At 61.4% G+C, this 21,802-nt stretch carries 17 protein-coding genes and 3 pseudogenes; 10 read left to right on the top strand and 10 right to left on the bottom strand.

Features of this window, described 5'->3' with window-relative positions:
- Positions 1-20: 20 nt before the first annotated feature.
- Positions 21-1,583 (top strand): anti-phage dCTP deaminase, encoded by a 1,563-nt coding sequence (locus tag N2604_RS21510; RefSeq protein ID WP_260370229.1) that lies wholly within the window; start codon positions 21-23, stop codon positions 1,581-1,583.
- 742 nt (positions 1,584-2,325) lie between these two features.
- A pseudogene (locus tag N2604_RS21505) lies at positions 2,326-2,604 on the top strand (addiction module antidote protein); the annotation flags it as partial.
- 583 nt (positions 2,605-3,187) lie between these two features.
- Here N2604_RS21505 and N2604_RS21500 read toward each other — a convergent pair.
- Complete coding sequence (locus N2604_RS21500; protein ID WP_260370228.1) at positions 3,188-3,946, bottom strand: GntR family transcriptional regulator; 759 nt, start codon at positions 3,944-3,946, stop codon at positions 3,188-3,190.
- Between the two features lie 202 nt (positions 3,947-4,148).
- Between N2604_RS21500 and N2604_RS21495 the strand changes: the two genes are divergently transcribed.
- The 5 genes from N2604_RS21495 (at position 4,149) to N2604_RS21475 (ending at position 10,279) form a co-directional block, all read left to right on the top strand.
- Positions 4,149-5,084, top strand: coding sequence for an SMP-30/gluconolactonase/LRE family protein (locus N2604_RS21495; protein WP_260370227.1), 936 nt, complete (start codon positions 4,149-4,151; stop codon positions 5,082-5,084).
- Entirely contained in the window at positions 5,081-6,382 is a 1,302-nt protein-coding gene (locus N2604_RS21490) for an amino acid deaminase (protein ID WP_260370226.1), read from the top strand. Before N2604_RS21495 ends, N2604_RS21490 begins: the two co-directional genes overlap by 4 nt.
- 79 nt (positions 6,383-6,461) lie before the next feature.
- Positions 6,462-8,051 carry an ABC transporter substrate-binding protein gene (locus tag N2604_RS21485; protein ID WP_260370225.1) on the top strand — a complete coding sequence of 530 codons (1,590 nt, stop codon included), beginning with the start codon at positions 6,462-6,464 and terminating at the stop codon, positions 8,049-8,051.
- A gap of 7 nt (positions 8,052-8,058) precedes the next feature.
- Positions 8,059-9,489: an amidase gene (locus N2604_RS21480; protein ID WP_260370224.1), complete on the top strand. Its 1,431-nt coding sequence runs from the start codon at positions 8,059-8,061 to the stop codon at positions 9,487-9,489.
- A 10-nt stretch (positions 9,490-9,499) separates the two neighbouring features.
- Positions 9,500-10,279 (top strand): SDR family oxidoreductase, encoded by a 780-nt coding sequence (locus N2604_RS21475; protein ID WP_260370223.1) that lies wholly within the window; start codon positions 9,500-9,502, stop codon positions 10,277-10,279.
- 397 nt (positions 10,280-10,676) lie between these two features.
- On the opposite strand, the gene N2604_RS21470 is transcribed toward N2604_RS21475, so the two are convergent.
- From N2604_RS21470 to N2604_RS21440, 7 genes are all read right to left on the bottom strand, one after another.
- The gene (locus N2604_RS21470) at positions 10,677-11,279 is read right to left on the bottom strand and encodes a VOC family protein (protein WP_409241638.1); all 603 of its coding nucleotides are present in this window, start codon (positions 11,277-11,279) and stop codon (positions 10,677-10,679) included.
- Between the two features lie 155 nt (positions 11,280-11,434).
- A complete protein-coding gene (locus N2604_RS21465) occupies positions 11,435-12,292 on the bottom strand; it encodes an ATP-binding cassette domain-containing protein (RefSeq protein ID WP_260370222.1) in 858 nt (285 codons plus the stop codon).
- On the bottom strand, positions 12,289-13,164 hold the full coding sequence (locus N2604_RS21460) for an ABC transporter ATP-binding protein (protein ID WP_260370221.1): 876 nt from the start codon (positions 13,162-13,164) through the stop codon (positions 12,289-12,291). Before N2604_RS21460 ends, N2604_RS21465 begins: the two co-directional genes overlap by 4 nt.
- Positions 13,161-14,048, bottom strand: a complete 888-nt coding sequence (locus tag N2604_RS21455) for an ABC transporter permease (RefSeq protein WP_260370220.1) — start codon at positions 14,046-14,048, stop codon at positions 13,161-13,163. The genes N2604_RS21460 and N2604_RS21455 overlap by 4 nt, the downstream gene beginning before the upstream one ends.
- On the bottom strand, positions 14,041-15,048 hold the full coding sequence (locus N2604_RS21450; protein ID WP_260370219.1) for an ABC transporter permease: 1,008 nt from the start codon (positions 15,046-15,048) through the stop codon (positions 14,041-14,043). The genes N2604_RS21455 and N2604_RS21450 overlap by 8 nt, the downstream gene beginning before the upstream one ends.
- 28 nt (positions 15,049-15,076) lie before the next feature.
- Complete coding sequence (locus N2604_RS21445; RefSeq protein ID WP_260370218.1) at positions 15,077-16,621, bottom strand: ABC transporter substrate-binding protein; 1,545 nt, start codon at positions 16,619-16,621, stop codon at positions 15,077-15,079.
- A gap of 97 nt (positions 16,622-16,718) precedes the next feature.
- On the bottom strand, positions 16,719-17,951 hold the full coding sequence (locus tag N2604_RS21440) for a dienelactone hydrolase family protein (protein WP_260370217.1): 1,233 nt from the start codon (positions 17,949-17,951) through the stop codon (positions 16,719-16,721).
- A gap of 227 nt (positions 17,952-18,178) precedes the next feature.
- Here N2604_RS21440 and N2604_RS21435 point away from each other — a divergent pair, with 227 nt between their 5' ends.
- Positions 18,179-18,772, top strand: coding sequence for a winged helix DNA-binding protein (locus N2604_RS21435; RefSeq protein ID WP_260370216.1), 594 nt, complete (start codon positions 18,179-18,181; stop codon positions 18,770-18,772).
- A gap of 130 nt (positions 18,773-18,902) precedes the next feature.
- Here the strand turns inward: N2604_RS21435 and N2604_RS39445 are convergent.
- Both N2604_RS39445 and N2604_RS21430 read right to left on the bottom strand, forming a co-directional pair.
- A pseudogene (locus N2604_RS39445) lies at positions 18,903-19,226 on the bottom strand (LysR substrate-binding domain-containing protein); the annotation flags it as partial.
- Between the two features lie 178 nt (positions 19,227-19,404).
- Positions 19,405-20,499: a hypothetical protein gene (locus N2604_RS21430; protein WP_260376281.1), complete on the bottom strand. Its 1,095-nt coding sequence runs from the start codon at positions 20,497-20,499 to the stop codon at positions 19,405-19,407.
- A gap of 272 nt (positions 20,500-20,771) precedes the next feature.
- On the opposite strand from N2604_RS21430, the pseudogene N2604_RS39800 reads away from it, so the two are divergent.
- Together N2604_RS39800 and N2604_RS21425 are read left to right on the top strand one after the other, a co-directional pair.
- Positions 20,772-20,897: pseudogene (locus tag N2604_RS39800) on the top strand (LysR family transcriptional regulator); the annotation flags it as partial.
- Between the two features lie 99 nt (positions 20,898-20,996).
- Positions 20,997-21,770: a substrate binding domain-containing protein gene (locus N2604_RS21425; protein ID WP_260370215.1), complete on the top strand. Its 774-nt coding sequence runs from the start codon at positions 20,997-20,999 to the stop codon at positions 21,768-21,770.
- Positions 21,771-21,802: the final 32 nt, after the last annotated feature.

Below are 21,802 nucleotides of genomic sequence, written 5' to 3'. Positions count from 1 at the left end.
TTTGAGCACCTGAGGAAAAGATGACGGAAGTAGACAGCAAGACGTATTTCCCAGAGCTCGTTTTCTGCATTAGCGCGGCTGCCGGTACTGACTCGGGAAGCGTGAGCGATGTGCTTTCGGCTGAGTTGGCAGGGGTTGATTACATTCCGGTCCCGATCAAGCTGAGCAAGCTAATGGCCCAGATTCCTGGCCTCGAACATCTCAGCGAACTCACTGCAGAGGATGAGCGAATCCGTCAAAGCATGATCGCTGGAAATGAAATCCGACGAGTTGTCGGAAAGGCGGATGCCGTAGCCAGGCTGGCTTTAACCCAGATCCGCAAGACAAGAGAAAAGGTAAGCGGCGACCCATCGGTTCCAGCCGAACGGCACGCATTTATTATTTCATCCCTGAAACGGCCCGAAGAGCTCGAGATGTTTCGGAAGCTGTTTGGGCAGCGTGCTATCCTAATTTCTGTCTACGAACACAAGGATCAGAGGATCGAGAATCTTTGCAGACGAATAGCCAACAGCAAGAATTCCTCGGCCCCCGAGTCTCATAAAGCAACTGCTGAACGGCTGATCGAGACCGACCAAAAGGAGCGGAGCATACCGCATGGACAGCTCCTAGAGGATGTATTTCCACTCGCCGATGTCTTTCTAAAGGCTGGCATTTCTCTTCGCCCGGATGCGCGCCGCTTCGTTCAACTTCTCTTCCAGGCTCCTTATATTACGCCGACAGTCGATGAAATTTTGATGTTCCAAGCGCGCGCAGCCGCGCAACGGTCGGCAGACTTGTCGCGGCAGGTCGGAGCCGTAATCGCTACACAGACAGGAGAAATTCTAGCGACGGGCTGCAACGAGGTCCCGCGGGCTGGCGGTGGTGTCATTTGGGACGACGTGGCTGGTACCGAGAAAGATTACCGAGACTATAAAGTCGGCCAGGATGCCGCCGCAGGCACCCGGAAAGAGATCGTCGGCGAACTTCTTGATGCTCTCGCAAATGCCGACTGGCTGGTGAAAGAAAAGAAGGAGTTGCCCCGAGAACAGCGCGCCCAAGAGGCGCTGCAGGGCGAAAAGAAGCCGCTCGCTGGAACAATGGTTGCCAGCCTTTTGGAGTTTGGTCGCATCGTTCATGCTGAAATGGCCGCCATATGTGACGCCGCGATGCGGGGCATTTCCGTCAAGGAGGGTACCCTTTTCTGCACGATATTTCCTTGCCATATGTGCGCTCGACACATCGTTGCATCTGGCATAAAGCGAGTCGTCTACATCGAGCCTTATCCTAAGAGTCGAGCCAAAAAGCTCTACAAGCGAGCGATACAAGTCGATCAGGACAGGGAAGCCGACGAAGACGCCGTCAAGTTCGAGGCCTTCGTTGGAATCGCTCGAACCCGCTTTCTTGACCTTTTCGAAATGGTTCCGAGGAAAGATACAAACGGATACGCCTTGCCTGATTCGGCGCCTCGCAAATTGCCTAGGGGTGTGATCAGTGGGGCACTATCCGACGGAACGGAATCGACCTACCTTGAGTCAATCGCCCAACAAGATTGGACGAAATTGGACGTCAAAAGAACCGAGTATGGGGAACACTATGACCTCTAAAGTTTCGCCGGTGATGCAAGCCGCTCAAGAAGCTGTAAAAAGCATGGAAAGCTGGTCCCCAGCCAAAAGAGACTATGCTGAACGCGCTTCCCAATATAACTGGGGTAGCGATCGCGGTGATCGCGATAGACAATTTGTTCGACAGAACAAGAGCTTTGACGACTAGATTGGGGGGATTGGCGCCCCCAGTCAGCCGATTCGTCGCCGTTCAGTTGCACAGCTCACGCCACATGCGCTTTTTAGCGCTAGGCCATGGCAGCACGCCGTCGAGCTCTCGAAGCGTGTAGGCCTCCTCATCCCATGGCTTCCGTCCGGCATTTGAGGCGCGAGCCCTTCTTCGTCAAACCAAAGCAGAGTCATCCACGTCAAGCCGGCATCCAAGATGGACGGAAAGATCTTCAGCCGCCCCTCTTCGATATTCACACGCGGCCGGTCGCTGCTACGGCGTCGAACTAGAGCGGTGATGTCGAAGGATGAAGGCGCGTATCGAGTGCGAACGCTTCCTGAAGGTGCTGCTGGTACGCACCTTTCGCCGTACGCGTCCGGGCAAGACCCTGGTCCCGCAAGCTCGCCGTTGACTTGGTGGTTTGGCAGCCAGATCCAGCGAGAAACGACGGCATTGAGTTGTTGCTGCGGCATTTGTATCTTATAAATTACGGCGTGGCGTAGGTTAGAGAAACCGGCCAATTGTCTTAATCCGTTAGTGATTTGGCGCGCTCGCCAGTGGCGTTGGAGAAGAGCATTGGCCAAAACTAGACCATTTGACGCATCCGAGTATCTGGACAGTCCTGAGGCGATCGCCGCTTACCTAAGCGAAGCCTTCGAAACCAATGATCCAGGCTTCGTCACCGACGCTATCGGCATTGTTGCCCGCGCGCGCGGTATGTCCGCTCTTGCTAAGGATACAGGTCTTTCACGCGAAAACCTTTATAAGGCCCTTAGTTCAGAGGGACGTCCCGAGTTCAGCACCGTTATGAAAGTACTTGGTTCTCTTGGCGTTGAACTGCACGCCCAACCGAAAGGCGTATTCGGGTCCCTGCCATATAAGGGGCCAGCAAAGTCGATCGCGGATATGGAGGCGGGGATCTCCGCGGAGGCGAAACGGCGGCATGCTCGCAATCGATACCGGAGCCCGGCATAGTTGCTGCGATAGATCGTCCCCTCGCAGGTCTTGCTGACGATCTCCGCCTTGGGATGGTAATGCGCCGCATGCTCGATGAGACTCGAGATCAGTAACGGTCGATCCTGCATCAAGCCGAGCACTGACGCTTCCTCCATTATCCGGGGCGGCCATTGTTGATGTTGCTCGCCTGCTCCGACATTTCTTGGTGGAGGTGCGCGTTGTCAAACGAAACGATCCGCGCGGGGTTAATTTCACATCCTTGAAAATGCGCCAATGGCGATCGCATCGCCTTTCGTCTGCGGCGCTCCCTGCACTATCATGAGGCTAACCAGATCGTGGGAGGCAGGGACGACACCGAAATCAAGCAGCGCACCGGCCTGACCGCGATGGCGGTCGGCCCTGCTCGTTACGAGGCACCCAGCAATATCGTCCGATACAAAGCGCCGCAGCACCTCCGGCGCGCTTCGTCCATTCCGACCGATTACGAGGTTCTGGATTTTCCAGAGAGGGAATGCGCGCCTTCGCTGCGGGATTTCCGGCCTCGTCGCTTCCTGCCCTTATCATCTCCGAGATGAGAGAGGATAAGATAAGAGCCCTCCCGCAAGTCCCGCACGATCAGCTCGCCGGCTTCGCTGGGCGATTGTCGTTCGAGGGCATCAATGACGAGGAGGTGAGGATGGAGCTCGATGTGAGCTCGCTGCACCAATGGGTATTGATGATTGATGAACGGCCCGATCAAGAGCCATAAATTCTCGATCACCCTGACGAGGGTCGCGTTTTGACTGGATCGATAGATCAGGAAATGAAACTCCTGATTGACCGCCAGTGCGTCCTTCCACCTCCCTTCACGTTCGGCCTCGATGAAGCGGCGGTGCAAATCGCGCAGCGATGCGATTTCATCCTTGGTGATGTGCACAGCAGCCAGCTCGCTCGCCAAGCGCTCCAAAGGCGCTCTGGTTTCCCGAATTTCGATGTATTCACGGACACTCAATACCGGCACTCGCGCTTGATGTCCGAGTTTTAGCTCCAGGGCGCCTTCGCGCACCAACTGCATCACGGCTTCGCGGACCGGTGTCGGCGAGATGTCGGAGGTGGCGGCGATCCTGCGAATGTTCAGACGCGCACCGGGCTCGTACATGCCCATCATCAATTCGAGACGCAGTTGCGCGTAGACGCGCGCCGACAGGCTGTCCCGTGCGACTTGGTCCGCAGCCTCGGGCTCGATCACATCCGCGCTCATTCTCAGGTCCCATTCCTCAGGGCGAGCATCTGCGGCCATGCCTCCCCAAAAGGCAAGCCCGTGCCCAATTTAGCGACATTTGGTATATCATAAATACGTAATACCGACCGATTTCGCCATAGTGTAGACAAATCTGCATTTTTGATATATCAAAACGTTGTACTGGTGAGCGCATCGCACTCCAGGGAGCAGGGCTTTTTCGGTGACGATCAGCTTCGAGACACTCATCGATTTTGGCCTTGCGATCGGCGAAAGCCCGGTGTGGGACACCACCCGAAACGTTCTCTGGTTCGTCGATATCGTGGCGCCGTCGATCCATTGGCTCGACCCAAAGACCAGAAAATCTGCCGCTTACGCCATGCCATCTGCGGTCGGCAGTCTGGCTTTCGCTCAGGATGGACGCCTTGTCGCCGCTCTGCGGAGTGGCATTCACCTGTTCGATCCTGCGCGGGAGACGCTCGATTTTCTCGTTCACCCCGAGCCTGACCGTACGACCAATCGCCTGAACGACGGCAGGATCGGCCCGGATGGTTGCTTCTGGGTTGGCAGCATGCACGACGCCATCCCGCGCGCGGCCTCCGGAGCCCTCTATCGAATTACCCCGACCGGCGCCTGCGAGCGGGTCATTGATGGTCTCAAGGTCTCGAATGGGCTGGCTTGGAGTCCGGATGCCCGAACCATGTATCACGCCGATAGCCGCGCGAGCAGCAACGCGGGCGAGATCCGCGCGTTCGATTTCGACGCACGATCTGGTCGTCTCGGCAGGGCGAGATCGTTCGCCGTTCTCACCGAGAAGGACGGACTTCCGGACGGTGCCGCCGTTGACGTGAATGGCCTGTACTGGAGCGCCGGCGTGACAGCGGGTTGCATCAACAGGTTCTCGCCTGATGGCGTACTCGTCGACAGCATGACCTTGCCGGTGTCCGCGCCGACGATGCCTTGCTTCGGCGGACCTGACGGAAAAACCGTTTTCGTCACCTCGCTCGCGACGGATCGTTCGGGGAGCGCGGAGACCGGGACGGTCATCGCCTTTCGCACAGAGACCACCGGCGTTTCCGAGGCGGTGTTTGGAAATATGCGGGACGACGCCGGCTCTTGCGCGGCAGAGCCGCGCCGCGCGCGGGAGGCAGAGCAATGAACAAATCAAAAATCGGGATCGCCCCGGCCGGTCTGGCGCCCTGGGAAAAGGGCGTTCCGCCAACCTCCGAGAACATCTTGCTCGACGATGTGCCCAAGCAGGGCTGGGAGATTCTGAGAGAAGACCTCCCCCTCCCCCTGGCCGTCATCAGAGAATCGGCGCTGCGGCACAACAGCGCCTGGATGAAGCGGTTCTTGAGCGCCCAGAATGTCCGGTTCGCTCCCCACGGCAAAACGACGATGGCGCCCGATCTGTTCGGTCTCCAGATTGCGGACGGTGCGTGGGCGATTACGCTATCCACCACGCATCAGATCAGGGTCGCAAGAGCATTCGGCCACAGCAGGATATTCCTGGCAAACCAGCTTGTCGGGCGTGCTGCCATCGAATTCGCGCTCTCGGAAATCCGCAACGATCCGGATTTCGAGTTCTATTGCCTTGTCGACGACGCCGAGAATGCCAAATCGATCGCGCGACAAGCATCGATGATGCGATTGCCGCGAGCGGTGAATGTGCTGGTCGAGCTGGGTTATCCGGGTGGACGCACCGGGTGCCGCTCCGTCGCCCAAGCTTTCGATCTCGCGCGCGTGGTTGCAGCAACGGCCGGACTCAGTTTGGCGGGAATCGAAGGTTTCGAGGGCCTCCTCAATTCGCCCCAGCCAGCCGAGGCGGCCGCCAAGGTCGAAGCGTTTCTCGATTGCATGGTCGATCTCGCGGAGCGGTGCGCAGCCGAGCATCTGTTCTCGGTCGACGAGCCGATTTTGAGCGCAGGCGGATCATCCTATTTCGACATCGTGGCGGCCAAACTCAAGCAAGCCCGTCTCGGTCGGCCACATCACGTGGTTCTGCGATCCGGCTGCTACATCACGCACGACGCCATGATGTACACGCGGGCATTCGAGCGGCTTCGCGAGCGCAGCCCAGCCATCGTCGGGAACGACGAGGGCTTCCGCCCGGCACTCGAAGTCTGGAGTTACGTCCAGTCGCGTCCCGAGCCGCAGAAGGCAATCCTTGGATTGGGCAAGCGCGACATCTCCCCTGACGAACCCCCGGTTGCGCTGAGCTGGTATCGACCGAACAGCGGGATGGGGAGACCTCTCCCGATCCCACCGGAGCACAAAGTCACAGGACTGAATGACCAGCATTGCCACATGACGCTGCCGGCGAGTTCGCAGCTCAGCGTGGGAGACATGGTGGCGCTCGGCATCTCTCACCCTTGTTTGACGTTCGACAAGTGGAGGATCGTACACATGGTCGACGATGATTATCGGATAACGCGGAGCCTGAGGACCTATTTTTGAGGCGCGGCAATCGCCGGCGCCGCATCAGTTGCGACCAACCACCCTGCTACATCATTCAGGAATTTACGGAGCGCACGACATGGTCACTCGCAGAACCCTCCTCAAAGGCGCAGGCGCATCGATCCTGCCGTTGTTCAGTCCCGCAGTGAGCAGAGCACAGAGCCGGCCGGTCGTGAAATTCATCCCTCAGTCGGACCTAGCCCTGCTTGACCCGGTGCAAAGCCCGGCCCTGGTCAGCCGCAACCACGGCCTGATGGTCTTCGACACCCTGTACGGAATGGACGCATCGTTCACGATCCAGCCTCAGATGGCCGCTGGCCATCTCGTCGAGGATGACGGCCGGCGCTGGACCATCAACTTGCGCGATGGACTGACTTTTCACGACGGCACTCCGGTCCTTGCAAAAGACGCAGTGGCGAGCATCGAGCGCTGGTGGCGCCTCGATGTCCTCGGAAAGCAGCTCGCCGCCATCACGGATGAACTGACTGCACCCAGCGACAAGGTCATCCGCTTTCGGCTGAAGCAACCCTTTCCGTCGTTGCCCTTTGCGCTCGGCAAGCCGTCAAGGTGTTGCTTCATCATGCCCGAGCGTCTCGCCCAGACGGATCCCGCAAAGCAGATAAGTGAAATGATCGGAAGCGGTCCCTTCCGCTTCCGAGCCGACGAGCGCCTGGCCGGCACGCGCGCCGTGTACGAGAAATTCGCGGGCTATGTCCCCCGGCAGGAGGCCCCGGGCTTCACCGCGGGAGCGAAGATGGTTCACGTCGATCGCGTCGAATGGCACACGTTGCCCGATGCGTCGACTGCCGCGGCGGCGCTTCGGGTCGGCGAGATGGATTGGTGGGAACAGCCTACTGCCGATCTTCTACCTCAGCTCAAGTCATTGCGCGGCGTGACTGTCGACGTCAAGGACAAGGCTGGTTATCTCGCACTCCTGCAGTTCAACCACCTGCAGCCGCCGTTCAACAATCCGGCCATTCGCCGCGCATTCCTCGCCGCCGTGAACCAAGCCGATTACATGACTGCTGTCATGGGCGAGGATCATAGCCTCTGGAAGGACAACGTCGGCTTCTTCTTGCCGGGCTCGCCGTCGGCCAGCGATGTGGGCCTCGATGTCTTCAAGCAGCCACGCAGCATCGAGAAGGTCAAGAAGGAGCTCCATGCGGCCGGGTACAATGGCGAGAAGGTCGTGTTTCTGGTCCCCTCCGACATCCCATCGCTGAATGCGATGAGCGAAATCGCCGCGGACATGTTCCGGCGCAGCGGCGTCAATCTGGACTACCAAGCGCTGGACTGGGGAACGGTGCTGCCCCGCCTCAACTCGCAGCAGCCCGTCGATCGCGGTGGCTGGAGCGTCTGGTGCAACTATACGTCAGGCATCTTGGGGCTTAACCCGATCAGTCACACCTTCCTGAGAGGCATCGGCGCCGCCGGCTTCTCGGGCGCCGGCTGGCCGACCAGCGCTGCTCTCGAAGGCTACCGTGACGCCTACATGAACACAGCCGATGTGGCCGAGCGGAAGAAGATCACCGACTCGATGCAAAGGCAGGCTTTCGAGGACGTGCCCTACATTCCGCTGGGGTTTTACTACCAGCCGACCGCCTATCGCTCAAATCTGACCGGCATCGTCGACGGCATGCCGGTCTTCTGGAATTTGAAGAACGGCTGATTGTCATATGAACGCCGAAGATCTTTGTTTCGCATCTGCCGCCGAGTTAACGCGTCTCTACCAATCGCGAGCGCTGTCCCCAGTGGAGCTCGTGCAAGCCGTTCTCGAACGCATTGAGCGTCTGGAGCCGCATCTGAACGCCTTTGCCCGGTTGACCCCGGAGACGGCTCTCGGCCGGGCACGAAAAGCTGAACGGGCTCTCGTCAAAGGAGAAGCGACCGGTCCCCTGCACGGGATTCCGGTCACGATCAAGGACCACGAAGCAATCGCCGGATTGCCGACGGAGTTCGGCAGTTTCACAGCCAAGGGCAAGACGGCGGATTTCACCACGCCCATGGTGAAGCGGCTGCGGGATGCGGGCGCGATCATCCTGGGCAAGACCACGACGCCGGAGTTTGGCTGGAAAGGCGTCAGCGAAGGACCGTTGACCGGGACGACACATAATCCATGGAAGCACGGCTACAATGCCGGCGCCTCTTCGTCGGGCGCGGGCGTCGGAGCAGCCGCGGGATATGGGCCGCTTCACCAGGGCGGAGACGGCGCCGGCTCGATCCGCATGCCTGCGCATTTCTGTGGCGTATTCGGGCTGAAGCCGACGTATGGTCGCGTTCCCATCTATCCACCCTCCACCGGCGACAACACCCTCCACTTGGGGCCGATCACGCGCAACGTCGCTGACGCGAGCCTGATGCTGAAGGTGATGGCCGGACCTCATCCATGGGATCAGACAAGCCTGGAGTCCCCGCCATTGGATTATCCCGGCCGACTGCATGACACGTCTCCTCGGCCCCTGCGCATCGCTTTCAGTCCTGATCTCGGTCACGCGCGCGTCGACCGGGACGTCGCCGATCTGGTCTCTGCGGCCGTGACGGTGTTCGAAGCCGAATTGGGGCTCACGGTCGAGGAGGTCACGCCTGCCTGGGGCCCGCATGGTCCAGAACTCGCTCGCTTCTTCTGGCCAGCACATTTCGCCGCCCGTCATGCATCGCTCCTGCCCGAGTGGGAAGCAAAGATGGATCCGGGGTTCGTGACTTGTATCCGCGCCGGAATGAACTACTCGCTTGCTGAGTATCAGAGCATGCGGCTCAAGAAGTACGCCTACGCGGTCGAGATACACCGCTTCTTCGAGAATTGGGACTTCCTCATCACGCCGTCCGTGTCCGTCGCCGCGTTTCCGGCGGATCGACTGCAGCCCGCGCATTGGCCGCAACATTCCTGGGACTGGTTGAGCTGGGCGGAGTTCTCCTACCCATTCAACCTGTCGGGGAATCCGGCGTCCTCAATCCCTTGCGGATTCACACCGGAGGGCCTGCCGGTCGGGCTGCAGATCGTCGGACGGCGTTTCGACGATCTCGGGGTCTTGCAGCTGGCATCCCGGTTCGAGACGGCGCGACCCTGGGCGCAGCATCGCCCACCTCACCTCCATGCAACATCGTAAAGGACTGGACATGACCAACTGGGCTTTCGTCACGGGGGGCGCCGGAGATATCGGCAGCGCTGTTTGTCAGGCTCTCGCGCGCGATGGGCTCGGCATTGTCTGCGTCGATCTGGATGAAGAGCGAGCGGAAAAGATTTGCTCGGGCATCCGCATGGAAGGCGGTCAGGCCGTTTCATTCAAAGTAGACGCGACCGATCCTGCGTCGGTTTTGGCCGCAGCGGCCGCGGCCATGAAGCTCGGGAACATCACCGCTCTCGTCAACACGGTTGGCCGCGCGAAGGGAGCTTCGATCTTCACGATGGACTATGCCGTTTGGCGTGAAGACATCGCCGCAAATCTCGACTCCGCGTTTCTTTGCATTCAGGCTTTGCGTGACCAATTGATTGCGCAGCAAGGGAGCATCGTCAGCATCGCAACCGTCAATGGCCTCGGGGTTTACGGCTTCCCGGGCTACAGCGCCGGAAAGGCGGGGTTGATCCATCTGACAAGATGCCTCGCCGTCGAACTTGGGCCCTATGGCGTCCGAGTGAATGCTGTCGCACCAGGGACCGTCCGAACCCGCGCCTGGAACGCACGCCTCGAAGCCAACCCAGGCGTCTTCGACGAGCTGCAAGCGCTCTGCCCGCTGCCGCGAATTTCAGGTCCTGCGAACGTTGCCGACGCGGTCGCGTTTCTCGTCTCCGAGAAGGCATCGATGATCACCGGCCAAACCATCGCAGTCGACGGCGGACTATCGGCGGGTATTCCTGCTGCCGGTGGCGCAGTGACGCAATTGTCACATCGGAGTTGAACGTACAGTTCGATGATAGGCCAAAGCTGTGATCATCGAACGAGGCGTCCACCTTGTAGCGGCGGCCGCACCGCGCGATTAACAGGCTTGCATGTTGGTCTTGGCTCGGGCGGGACGGTGCTCAGCCAGATTGTCGCCGCCCTCAGGCGCCTGAAATCACTCGGGAAATCGGAGCGAGACTGGAGATGTTCAGCAGCTTGGTGCCGTACCTCGCAAGCCATCAGGACACGCGTTTCGGTAGCACGCACTTGGCAGACCAGGTCACCAACGGGCGGCGCAGCAGCGGCGCCCTGCTCCCTTTTAAGTGTGCGACTGGGTCGCATTCATACATGCAGACGTCGTCCCTTCCGACGCTCGAGGAAACGACCGTGAAGGCATTCTGTACGGAGCGAAGCACTCATTTCATCGGCTCGATCGTCGACCACAACACGGTCTTGGCGCTCTTCTCATAGGCCATGCCCTTGGGGTAGCTGATCAGTTCCATCTGCATTCCCCATGGCGTCAGGAAGTAGAGAATGGACTGGCCGGATGCCGGTCCTTCATTGACGGGGATCGGCCCCTGCATGGTCTTGACGTTCTTCGATCGCAGATACTCGGCAGCCTTAACGATGTCGTCGACATAGAGCGCGATGTGGTGGCCGCCGATATCGGAGTTCTTCGGCAGCGTCTTGACCTGGTCGGGCGATTCGTACTGGAACAGCTCGATGTTAGAGCCGTAGCCGCAGCGGACTATGCTGATCTCGTCGATGACCGCACGCGGATTTACGTTCACGACATCCTGCATGAACGTGCCCTTGTCGTCCGAGAATGGCCCGAACGACATCGCGTGCGAGCAGCCGAGCACGTCGGTGAAGAAGGCGGTCGCCGCCTTCACGTCGGGCACCGTGATGCCGGTGTGGTCGTGGCCGCGCAGGCCCGGAATCGAATCGGCCGCAACTGGAAGCGCGGAGGCACTCAGCGCAAGCGTGGCGAGAACAAGCATAGCTCTCAACTTTGTCATGATGGCTTCCTCTGGTTTGCAAACATCTAATGATTCCTGCCGCGAGCAATCGGCCCGCCGATGCCTGTTTGCACGCCTTGAGCTCGGCGACGAGCACTTGCGCAACGGCACCGGTGGCGCCCGCGATGACAACGACGGGATCTTTGATGGTCTCCTCATGCGGCTGATCCTTGCTGCTGGGGAGTGACAACCGGCAGGGACTCGTCGAGCCAACCCGGCTCGACGTCGGGCAACGGAATCGCGGTGAGCAATCGCTGCGTATAGGCGTGCTGCGGCGCGCCAAACACGTTCGCGACGGGGCCGTACTCGACAACCTCGCCGTGGTGCAGGATCGCGACATCGTCGCAGAGCACGCGCACGACCGAGAGATCGTGGCTGATGAACACCATGGTGAGGCCCAATCGCGCGCGCAGCTCCTTCAACAGCAGCAGGATGTGCGCCTGGGTCGAGACATCCAGCCCCGACACGATCTCATCGGCGACGATGAAATCCGGCTCGAGCGCGAGCGCCCGGGCGATGCCCGCACGCTGGCGCTGGCCGCCCGACAATTCATGCGGATATCGATCGGCAAATTCGGTCGGCAGGCCGACCAGCTCAAGCAGCGCCGCAGCACGCTCACGCCGATCCTGACGCCCTCGCAGCCGCCCATGCACCTCGAGGGGACGCGTCAAGGTGGTGCCAAGCCGTAGCCGCGGATTGAGCGAGGATTGCGGATCCTGGAAGATCATCTGGATCCGCGCGCGGAGCGGGTGGAGCGCCGCCTCGTCGAGCCCGCCAATCTCGACGCCGTCGAACTGGATGCCGCCGGAGGTCGGCGTCAGGAGCCGCACCAGCAGACGCCCGAGCGTGGTCTTGCCCGAGCCGGACTCGCCCACCAGGCCGAGCACCGAGCCGCGCGGCACGGCAAGATCGATGGCTCTGATCACCTGGCGTAGATGAGGCTTGCGAAGCAAGCCGGTGCGCTCCGGATAGCCGAAGCTCAAATTGCCGGTGCGGAGCAGGATGTCATTCATGCCGACCCCGCAACCGTCAGCTGATCGAGCCGGCGCGCCTCCGACCACAATTGCTCGATCAGTGCCGGCGGCACCGGCCGCAATGTCTCGGCCGGTCGGTCCGCGCGCGGCGTCGCCGCGAGCAGCGCGCGCGTGTAGGCGTGGCGCGGCCGGGCCAGCACATCCGACGTCTCGCCCTCCTCCAGCACGCGACCGCCATGCAGCACGGTCATACTGCGACAGATCTTCGCCACCACGCCGAGATCGTGAGTGACAAACAGAACCGCACTGCCGTGGCGCTGTCGCAATCGCTCGACGAGCTGCAGCACCTGACGCTGCACCGTGACATCGAGTGCTGTGGTAGGCTCGTCGGCGATCACCAGCACGGGATCGCAGGCAAACGCCATCGCAATCAGCACGCGCTGGCGCATGCCGCCGGAAATCTCATGGGGATAAAGCGAGAGCACTCGCGCAGGCTCGCGGATCGCGACCTCGGCGAGAAGCTTGGTCGCGCGCGCCAGCGCCGCCCGCTTCGAGAGCCCAAGATGACGGCACAGCAGGCCGCCGATCTGCGCGCCCACCCGCTTGACCGGATTGAGCGAGGTCATCGGATCCTGCGGGATCAGTGCGATGCGGCGGCCGAGGAGATGTCGCCGCTCCGCCTCGCGCATCGCCAGGAGATCCCGGCCCTCGAAGTTGATGCTGCCGGACATGATTGTCGCATTCGCCGGCAGCAGGCCGAGCACGGCGCGGCCCAGCATCGATTTGCCGGCCCCGGACTCACCGACGAGGCCGCGGACTTCGCCTGGCTGCAAAGCGAGGCTCACCCGCCGCAGCACGTTGGCCGCGCCGATCGCGACCCTCAGCTCCTCGATTTCGAGCGTGGCGGTCATGAGCGCTGCACCGAGTCGAGGGCGAGGCGAAGGCCGTCGCCGAGCAGGTTGAAGCCGATCACGCTCGTGATGATGCAGCCGATCGGCAGCGCCATGATCCAGGGCGCCTGGTAGACGATCTGGCGGCCCTCGGCGATCATGCTGCCCCAGGTCGGCGTGTCGCCGGAGACCGAGATGCCGACGAAAGACAGGATGACCTCGACGAGGATGGCGATCCCCATCTCGACGGCGAGCAGCGTGACCAGGAGCGGAACGAGATTGGGCAGGATCTCCAGCCGCAGCAGTTTGGCGCGGCTGAGGCCGATGACGCGGGCGGCCGCCGCATAGTCGCGCGTCAGCTGCACCATGGTCTCGGCGCGCACGACGCGCGCGAACCGCGTCCAGTCGACCACGACGATGGCCGCGATCACGGAGGTCAGGCCGGCCCCAATCACGGCCGCCAGCACGATCGAGAGCAGCACCGGCGGAAACGCCATCCAGACGTCGATCAGCCGCGAGATCGCCTGATCGACCCAGCCGCCGAAACTGCCGGCGAACAGCCCGAGCGCGACGCCGATCAACGCCGCCAACGTCGCCGCGATCAGCGCCACCGTCACCGCGGTGCGCGCCGAATAGATCAACCGCGACAGCACGCAGCGGCCAAGGCTGTCGGTGCCGAGGAGATAGGCGTGATCGCCGCCCACCATCCAGGACGGCGGCAATTGCGCGGACATCAGGTCCTGCTCGAGCGGATCATGCGGCGCCAGGACGGGCGCCAGCAGCGCGACCAGCACCAGCAGCGCAACAATGGCCGCGCCGACCCAGAGCCGCGCGCCGCCGCGCGTCATCGCGGCGGAGAGCCGCGAGGGACGTGCGATGGAAAAGGAAAGCGCGAGGTCAACCATGGCGCAGCCTCGGATCAAGCAAGGTGACGATCAGATCGACGGCAAGGTTGAGCGCGATGAACAGCACCGCGAAGGTCAGCACCAGCCCCTGGATCAGCGGGAAGTCGCGGTTGATCACCGCATCGATCGCCATGTTGCCGATACCCTCGTAGGAGAAGATGCGCTCGACCAGCACGGTCCCGCCGAGCAAGAGCGTGACCTGAACTCCGCCGAGAGCGACCGTCGGGATCAGCGCGTTCGGAAAGACCTCATGCAGCAGGATGTCGGGCCACGAATAGCCGCGAGCGCGCGCGATCTGGGCATAGTCCTGGTCCTCGGCCTCGGTGAGCGATGCCTTCAGGATACGCGCCACCAGCGCCGCGAAGGGCAGCGCCAGCGCGAGCGCCGGCAGGATCATATGATGCAACAGTGCGAAGGCGATCGCGAAGCGGCCGGTCAAGAGGCTTTCGAGCAGATAGAAGTTGCTGCGGAGGTGAACGTCGATCTGCGGATCGACCCGACCCGAGATCGGCAGCCACGGCAGCAGCACGCCGAAGGCCAGCAGCAGGATTAGCGCCCAGAGGAAATCGGGAATCGCAAGCAACACGCCGATGCCGCCATCGACCGCCCATTCGGCGCGCCGGCCGCGCAACAGGATGCCGATGAGAGCGACGAGAACACCCAGTGCGACGGCAACGAGCGTCGCCAGAAACGCGAGTTCGATCGTAGCCGGCAGGCGCTCCAGCAAAAGGGCGAAGACGCCCTGATGGACGCTGATGGACCTGCCGAAGTCGCCGCGTGCGACCTGTCCGAGCCAGGTCGAGAACTGCTGCAGGATCGGCAGGTCGAGGCCGTAGAGCGCGCGCAGCCGCGCGATGTCGGCCTCCGACGCGCCGGGCGGAATCATCATGGCGATGGGATCGCCCGGCACCACGCGCAACAGCACGAACACGATCACCGCCACGCCGAACAGCGTGGGTGGCACGAGAACGAGTCGCCGGATGATCTCGCCCCATCGCATCGATCGGTCCGCCTCTCTGTTTCGCCGCTCAGGCTGGCGTGACGAGTTGCGGAAGGATCATGCCGTTGGACTGCGATACGACCTTCAGGCCCTTCTTGTGGATGATCGGCTGCACGTACTGGAACAGCGGGATCACCTCGCCCTCCTCGGCGATGTACTTGTCGACGGCCTTGTAGCCGGCGATACGCTTGGCCTCGTCCTTCTCGCCCCAGAGAGGCCCGATGCGCTCGACGAGGTCCTTCCCCTTCCAGGCGCAATGCGGCGAGGGGCCGAACATCGCAAAGCCGGTCGAGGTCGAGGGATCGCCAATCGCGTTACCCCAATTGTAGAAGGCGGCCGGCGCCAGCGCGTGGCGTGCGCGCAACTCGAAATGCTTGGCGATCTCGTAGATCTCGATGTTGGCGTCGATGCCGACCTTGCGCCACATGCCGACGATCGCCTGGATCATCTCGTAGTCCTTCGGCTTGAAGCCGCGCGTGGTTTGGATCGTGAACTTGACCGGCTTGCCCAGCGAATAGCCGCTCTTGGCGAGCAGGCTTTTTGCGAGTTCGGGATCGTAGGCGACCTTGATAGAAGGATCGAAAGCGGCATAGCCCGGCGCCTCCAGTGTCGAGATCGGCACGCCGTAGCCCTTGAGAAGCCGGTCGACGATCGCCTTCTTGTCGATCGCATGGTGGGCGGCAAGCCGCACGTTGCGGTCGAGCATCGGGTCGATGTCGGTGATGAAGATCATCGCGATGTCGGACACCGGCTTGGTCTGCCCTGCCAATCCTGGCTTGGCTTTGAGGCGGTCGAACTCCTCGTAGGGAATCTCGAAGGTGAGATCGGAGCCGCCGGATTCCATCTCGGCGACGCGGCTCGTCGGATCGGTGATGAACTTGAACACCACGGTCTCGAACGCCGGCTTGCCGCCCCAGTAGCCAGGATGCGCCTTCAGCCGCAGGAAGGCGTTGCGCTCGAAGGCATCGACCTTGTAGGGCCCCGATCCGATCGGCGCCTTCTCGAAACCTTCGGCACCGACCTTCTCGAAATAGGCCCTAGGCAAAATATAACCGGTCAGGAACGCCATCCATTTGAACAGCGTCGGCTCGAATTCGAGCACGTCGCCGGTGATGGTGTTGCCGTCGATCTTGTAGTTGCCGACCTTGGACCAGACGAACTGGATCGGATTGCCACCTTTCGGATCGGCCGCGCGGATGAGCGACCACACGACATCCTCGGCCGTCACTGGCGAGCCGTCATGCCAGGTTGCGCCCTTGCGCAATTCCAGGGTGACCTTGCTGCGGTCTTCGTTCCAACCCCATTTGGTCAGCAGCCCCGGCTTGAACGAGAGGTCCGCGGCCTGGCCAATATAGGGGTCGAACACCGACTGGTAGATCGACTGGATGGTCGGGTTGACGGCGGAGACGCCGATCGTCGGGTCGAATGACGGCAGATTGACGTTATAGGCGATGGTCAGCGTGCCCGATGCCGCCGCATGCGCGGCGCCAATGCCGGGAAGAGTTGATGCGAAGCGCAGCGCGGCGGCACCGCCGGCGAGCTGCAGGATCGAACGGCGCGACAGGGAAGACATGTTCGTTACCCCAACTATGTGAGAAAAATACGATGAACCAAGTTCGACGAACGTGTACGAAAACGGCGCCGTGTGCGGCGCCGTCAATCGGTTCGGATTATTTGCCGGCGCTCTCGGACCAGCGTGCCATCAACGTGTTCGACGGCAGCGCTTCGTCGACCAGCTTCTTCGCCGTCTCGATGCCCGCGATCGGCAGTTTCGCAGGATCGAGCAGCCCGATCTGCGCCAGCACCGAAGCCTGATCCCAATAGATGTGCTCGTTGTAGAGCTTGTCGCCACGAAAGCGCACGATCGCGACCAACGGAATTTCGACATATTTGCCGGTCGGCGCAACGCCTGGCAGCATCCAGTCGATCTCATTGTCGTGGGTGAAGCAGAACAGCATTTCGTCCACGATCCGGTCGGCGCCGATGGTGCGCGAAATCGGCACGAGCTTGGTGTCCTGCGGCGTCTTCGGGATGAAATGATGCCTGTAAAAGCGCAGCAAGTCGCGATAGCCGACGCCGCCGGTCATGGTCGGGATGTGGTTGACATAGGGCTCTGCGACCATGGTGGTCATGGTCTCTTCGGCCGAACGCGTGGCGAATTCGAGCTCGGTGTGCCGGTCCCACAACGTCGAGAGATCGTAGTGCGGGCCCAGCACTTTGCGGAACAGTGCGATCGAGCGCGAATGAGCCATCAGCGTCGCCGGTTTGTTGAAGCTCGTCCGCTCCGACGCGGCGAACGCGTGATCGCAGCCTGGATAGAGATAGAATTCGACGTCGGGCCGCCCCTTGAAGGCCGCCTTGATCTGCTCGCGGGCTTCGGCGGGCGCGAAGCGGTCGAGCTCGGCGAAATGGAAGACCATCGGGCACTTCGCATCGCCCGCTTCGGCGAGATCAGCCTCGATGCCGACGCCATAATAGCTCACGGCGCAATCGACGTCGGTGCGGGCCGCGACTAGATAGGAAAGCTTGCCGCCGAGACAGAAGCCGAGTGCGCCGACCTTGCCCTTGCATTCGGGCCTGGCCCGCAGGACCTTCAGGGCGTCAGCGGCATCCTTGATAGACTGGTTGGCGTCGAAGCGCTGGTAGTAGCCCATTGCCTTGCCGAAATCGGCCTCGGTGTAGCCGAGCTCGACACCGGGCTCCATGCGCCAGAACAGGTCGGGCGCCAGCACGACATAGCCTTCTTCAGCATAATAGTCGGCAACGTCGCGCATCGATTTGTTGACGCCGAAGATCTCCTGCAACAGCAGGATTCCCGGACCCGAACCCGAGGCAGGAACGGCGAGATAACCCTTGAAGCTGCCGCCATCCTTGGCAGCGATATCGATCCATTGTCCCGCCATATGCGATCCCCTCTCGTCGTTGAGCCCTTGAGCTGCTTCCGTCCCTTGCGCGCGTCTTATCGACGCGTCCCGCATGAGGTCGAGGCGGCGCCCCTTCATCATGCTTTCTTAATTGTATTTTTAATGTAAGAATCCAACTTGTAAATAGCATTGATTGGGCAGAGCCTGCCTAGAGCCTGAGCTTGGGCAGAATCACTGGCTGAAAATCGGCGGACGATCGGGAGACGATGTTGAGGAAGACGCAGAAGGCTGCCGCGAAGCGAACCGGCGAGATGGCGAAGCCGAGGCAGCAGGCCGAAGCAAGCGAGCGCGGGGGCTCCTGGCATCTGGCGCGCACGGAAACCGAGCGACAGCTTTCGGAATTCGAGTTCAGGCTGGAGCGGCTGGCGCAAGCTTATTACCGCTGGAAGGCCGCATGCCTCGCCGCAGTCTGCGACGTGCCGCTGACCGGCGACGACGTCGCCGTACTCAATGTGGTCCGGATGGGCGACGAGCCGAAGCGGCTCTCCGAAATCGGCCAACTGCTCAACCGTGTCGACGTGCCGAACCTGCAATATGCAACGCGCAAGCTGGTGAAGGCCGGGCTGATCGAAACCGAGGGATCCTCGTCGCGCAAGGAAACGCGCTATCGCACGACCGAGATCGGCCGTTCCGTCACCGAAGCCTATGCGGACTTGCGCGCCGCGACGCTGCCGCCGATGCTGGAGGCACTCGACGGCTGGGCCGAAAAAACGGAAACCGCAGGCAGCCATCTCGAGCTGGTGGCGAGCCTCTATGCCCAGGCAGCGCAAGTTGCAATCACGCGGCGACATCAGCCTTAGCGGCCCCGCTCACGCTGATCGGCGCGAAGAGTTACGCTTCCGAACTTGATCCCGCTCCGAACGTAGCATAAGCAGCTGCAAGATAAGCGGGGTCGTCGATCACTTACAACCAATTCGGATGCGAAAGGCAGCGCCCCGCTGCGATGTCGCTCTGAACGGTGTAGAGCGGCTGAATGAGGATGCCGAGGCCAGCCAAGCGCCGCGCCGCGGATGACCTGACCGTCATTGCTGTCGAGTGTCGGTGTGATGCGAACAATCTGCGCGCCATGGCCTTTGCGCAGGCGCAGCGAACAGCGATCGTTGGCGAGATTGTAGACCAGCATGTTGTGGCGCGCGAGATTGGCCGGCTGTTCCGGCGCGCCGGAGCTTGCGAGCTAGGAAGGTGCGGGTGCGAGCACGTGACGCATGTGCCCGATGCGGCGGACGATGATGTGCGAACCGGCTCCTGCTCGCGCAGCCATCGTATCCTCGCTGCGGCGATTGACTGCTTCGATACACGAACCGATTTCGGATCGTCACCACGCTCTCTTTCGTTCTTGTCGGTCCAATCTGTCGTGCAGCATCGCGGTTCTGCCAAAAAAAAATGCCGCGGGATCAAGCGGCATCAGTTGGCCTCGGGAAGGCAATCGAAGCTAGAATTTCATGCTGATGCCGCTGTACAGGCTCGATTCGGTGCAGGTGTTGTTGCTCACCCCCGGCGAGATGGTGCAGAGCCTGGAGACGTTGTGATCGAGACCGAATTTGTTTTGCCAGTAACGATAGGCGACCCAGATATCGACGTAGTGCGAATAGTTCGGACCCCATATTGCCTTGGAGGCATCGAAAGTCAGGCGAATCGGCTCGGAGTTGAGAGACATCTTCGTCATGGAATTCGTCGGTGCCGCCACCGGCAAAGGATTGTAGGGAAGCGGAGCGTTCTCCGGGCCCATAGCGCCAATCAGCTGCGCACGACCACTGACGGAGAAAAAGCGCATGCTCTCGGGAAGGAAGCCGAGGTCCATGTAGTAGTTCGTCTCGACCGCCCATGTCGGCTGATACTGCCGGTTGCCGTCAGGAAGGCAGCTCACGCCGGACACCGGCGCCGAAAAACCGCCGCCGCACTGCAGGAATCCCATATGGGCCACGTAGATCCAGGTCGCCAAGGGCGCGATGTTGACGTAGCCCCTGTAGGGTAGATCGAACTGAAACTGCAGACCGGCCGAGACCGCCTGCGCAGCGGCGGCCCGATAGTAGTTGGTCGAGCTCGCATCAAGCCCGATCTGAAAGGAGATGTTGCGGAGCGGCCCGACAGTGAATGTCTTGGTGTCGAAGATTTCGTTCCAGCCGAACGTCGAGCGGGCCTGGCCGGTGACGAAGCTCACGCCCGCGCAGTTGGCCGGCGTTACAGTACCGGTGCCCGGATTGACGACGACGCCCGCGTTGGTGCAGGGGCTGGCGGGATCGTTATGGTCCGCCTTGAACAACGAAATGTTCAGGAAGTTCGTCCCGTACCGCCAAATGTCGAAGTGCGTGAACGAGTAGACCTGCATCGCGGTCGTACTGTTGAGCGACCCGTCCGGCTTCCTGGAGAACACGCCGGGGTCCGTCGCCTTGGGGATATACGAGATGGTGATGCGGTCATCGATTACCGAAAAGAACGGCTGAGTGGACGATACCGGCTTGGCCTTGACAGGCAAGTCCGCCGCGAGAGCTGCCGCGCTTGTGAACGACGCAAAAGCCAGTGCCATCAGTAGTGGCTGAATATGACGCTTCAAGTCCCCCTCCAATGTCCTCTATACCCGGTCCAAGACAGTCGAGGCTGTCGTGGTCCGGCGCGTTTCGCCTCGAACCGCCCGTTCAGTTCGGTGAAACAGCATAGGCAGTGGACGCGAGACAAAAAGTCCGGCAATCGGTACAGTCACGTTCCAGGATTGGAACGATGCGTGCTTGCTGAAGTGCCGCTTTCGAGCACCTCATCGAAACCGGGCTTCCTGTCTGAGGTCTCCGCAGAGGATCACCTATGGGAACGGTCGACGACCTGACGCTCCTTGTCGAAATTATCGAGGCCGGCAGTCTATCGGCAGCGAGCCGCAAGACCGGCATTCCGAAGTCGAGCTTGAGCCGCAGGATCGGTGACCTGGAGAGCCAGCTCGGCGTGCCTCTCGTTCATCGCGGCCCGCGAAACTTCTCGCCGACTGAGATCGGTCTCTCGATCTATGAGCGGAGCCAGAAGATCAGGGAAGAGGTGGTCGCCATCAAGGCGCTCGCGGAGCAGCGCACCAACCGGCCCTCCGGCATGTTGCGCATCTCCTGCCCGGCCGTCCTCGCCGAGATTCTGGTCGCCGATTTCGCCATTCAGTTTGCCGAGAACTATCCCGATGTGCGCCTGACCCTGGACAACGCCAAGGGAACGTTCGACCCGAAGATCGATCACCATGATCTCGCGATTCATCCCGCACGCGAGGTTCTGGCGGACTCCGAGCTGATCTGCCAGAAGCTCGCGACGACGCCCTACCGCCTGGTCGCCGCGCCCCACCTGATGGCGTCCATTGGCGCCTGCGAGAGCCCCGCAGATCTGGTAGGTCATCCCGGAATTGGATGGGGCGCCGACGCCTTCATGTCGCGTTGGCGGCTCCTTGACACAGGGGATAAGGCGACAGAGATCGACGTTGAGCTCAAGTTCTCGGCCAACAATCTCAACATCGTTCGACAGGCAGCCATACGCGGCCTCGGTCTCGCGCGATTGCCAATCTCGATGTGCGAGCCGGATCTGCTGGATGGAAGCCTCGTGCTACCGCTTCGCGACTGGGCACCGCCGCCGATCACGTTTTATGCACTCTATCCTTCGCGCCGATCTCTCACCGTCGCCGGCCGGCTGTTTGTTGCCGGCCTGGCAAAATTTCTTCAGGACCGGCTGCGCGCATCCAACGGTCGGCTCCAATCGCACTCGGAAGTTGCCTTGGAGCCAAAATCTCGACGCGCATCCCGGAAGCGCGCGCGAAGATCGGGCGGGAGCTGAGATCGCGCGGCCCCCCTTGGGCGTCCGCTCAG

It is taken from the genome of Bradyrhizobium sp. CB1015 (assembly GCF_025200925.1).
GTDB lineage: Bacteria > Pseudomonadota > Alphaproteobacteria > Rhizobiales > Xanthobacteraceae > Bradyrhizobium.
The sequence above is the reverse complement of the archived record's forward strand: the minus strand, read 5'-3'. Positions and strand labels throughout refer to the sequence as shown.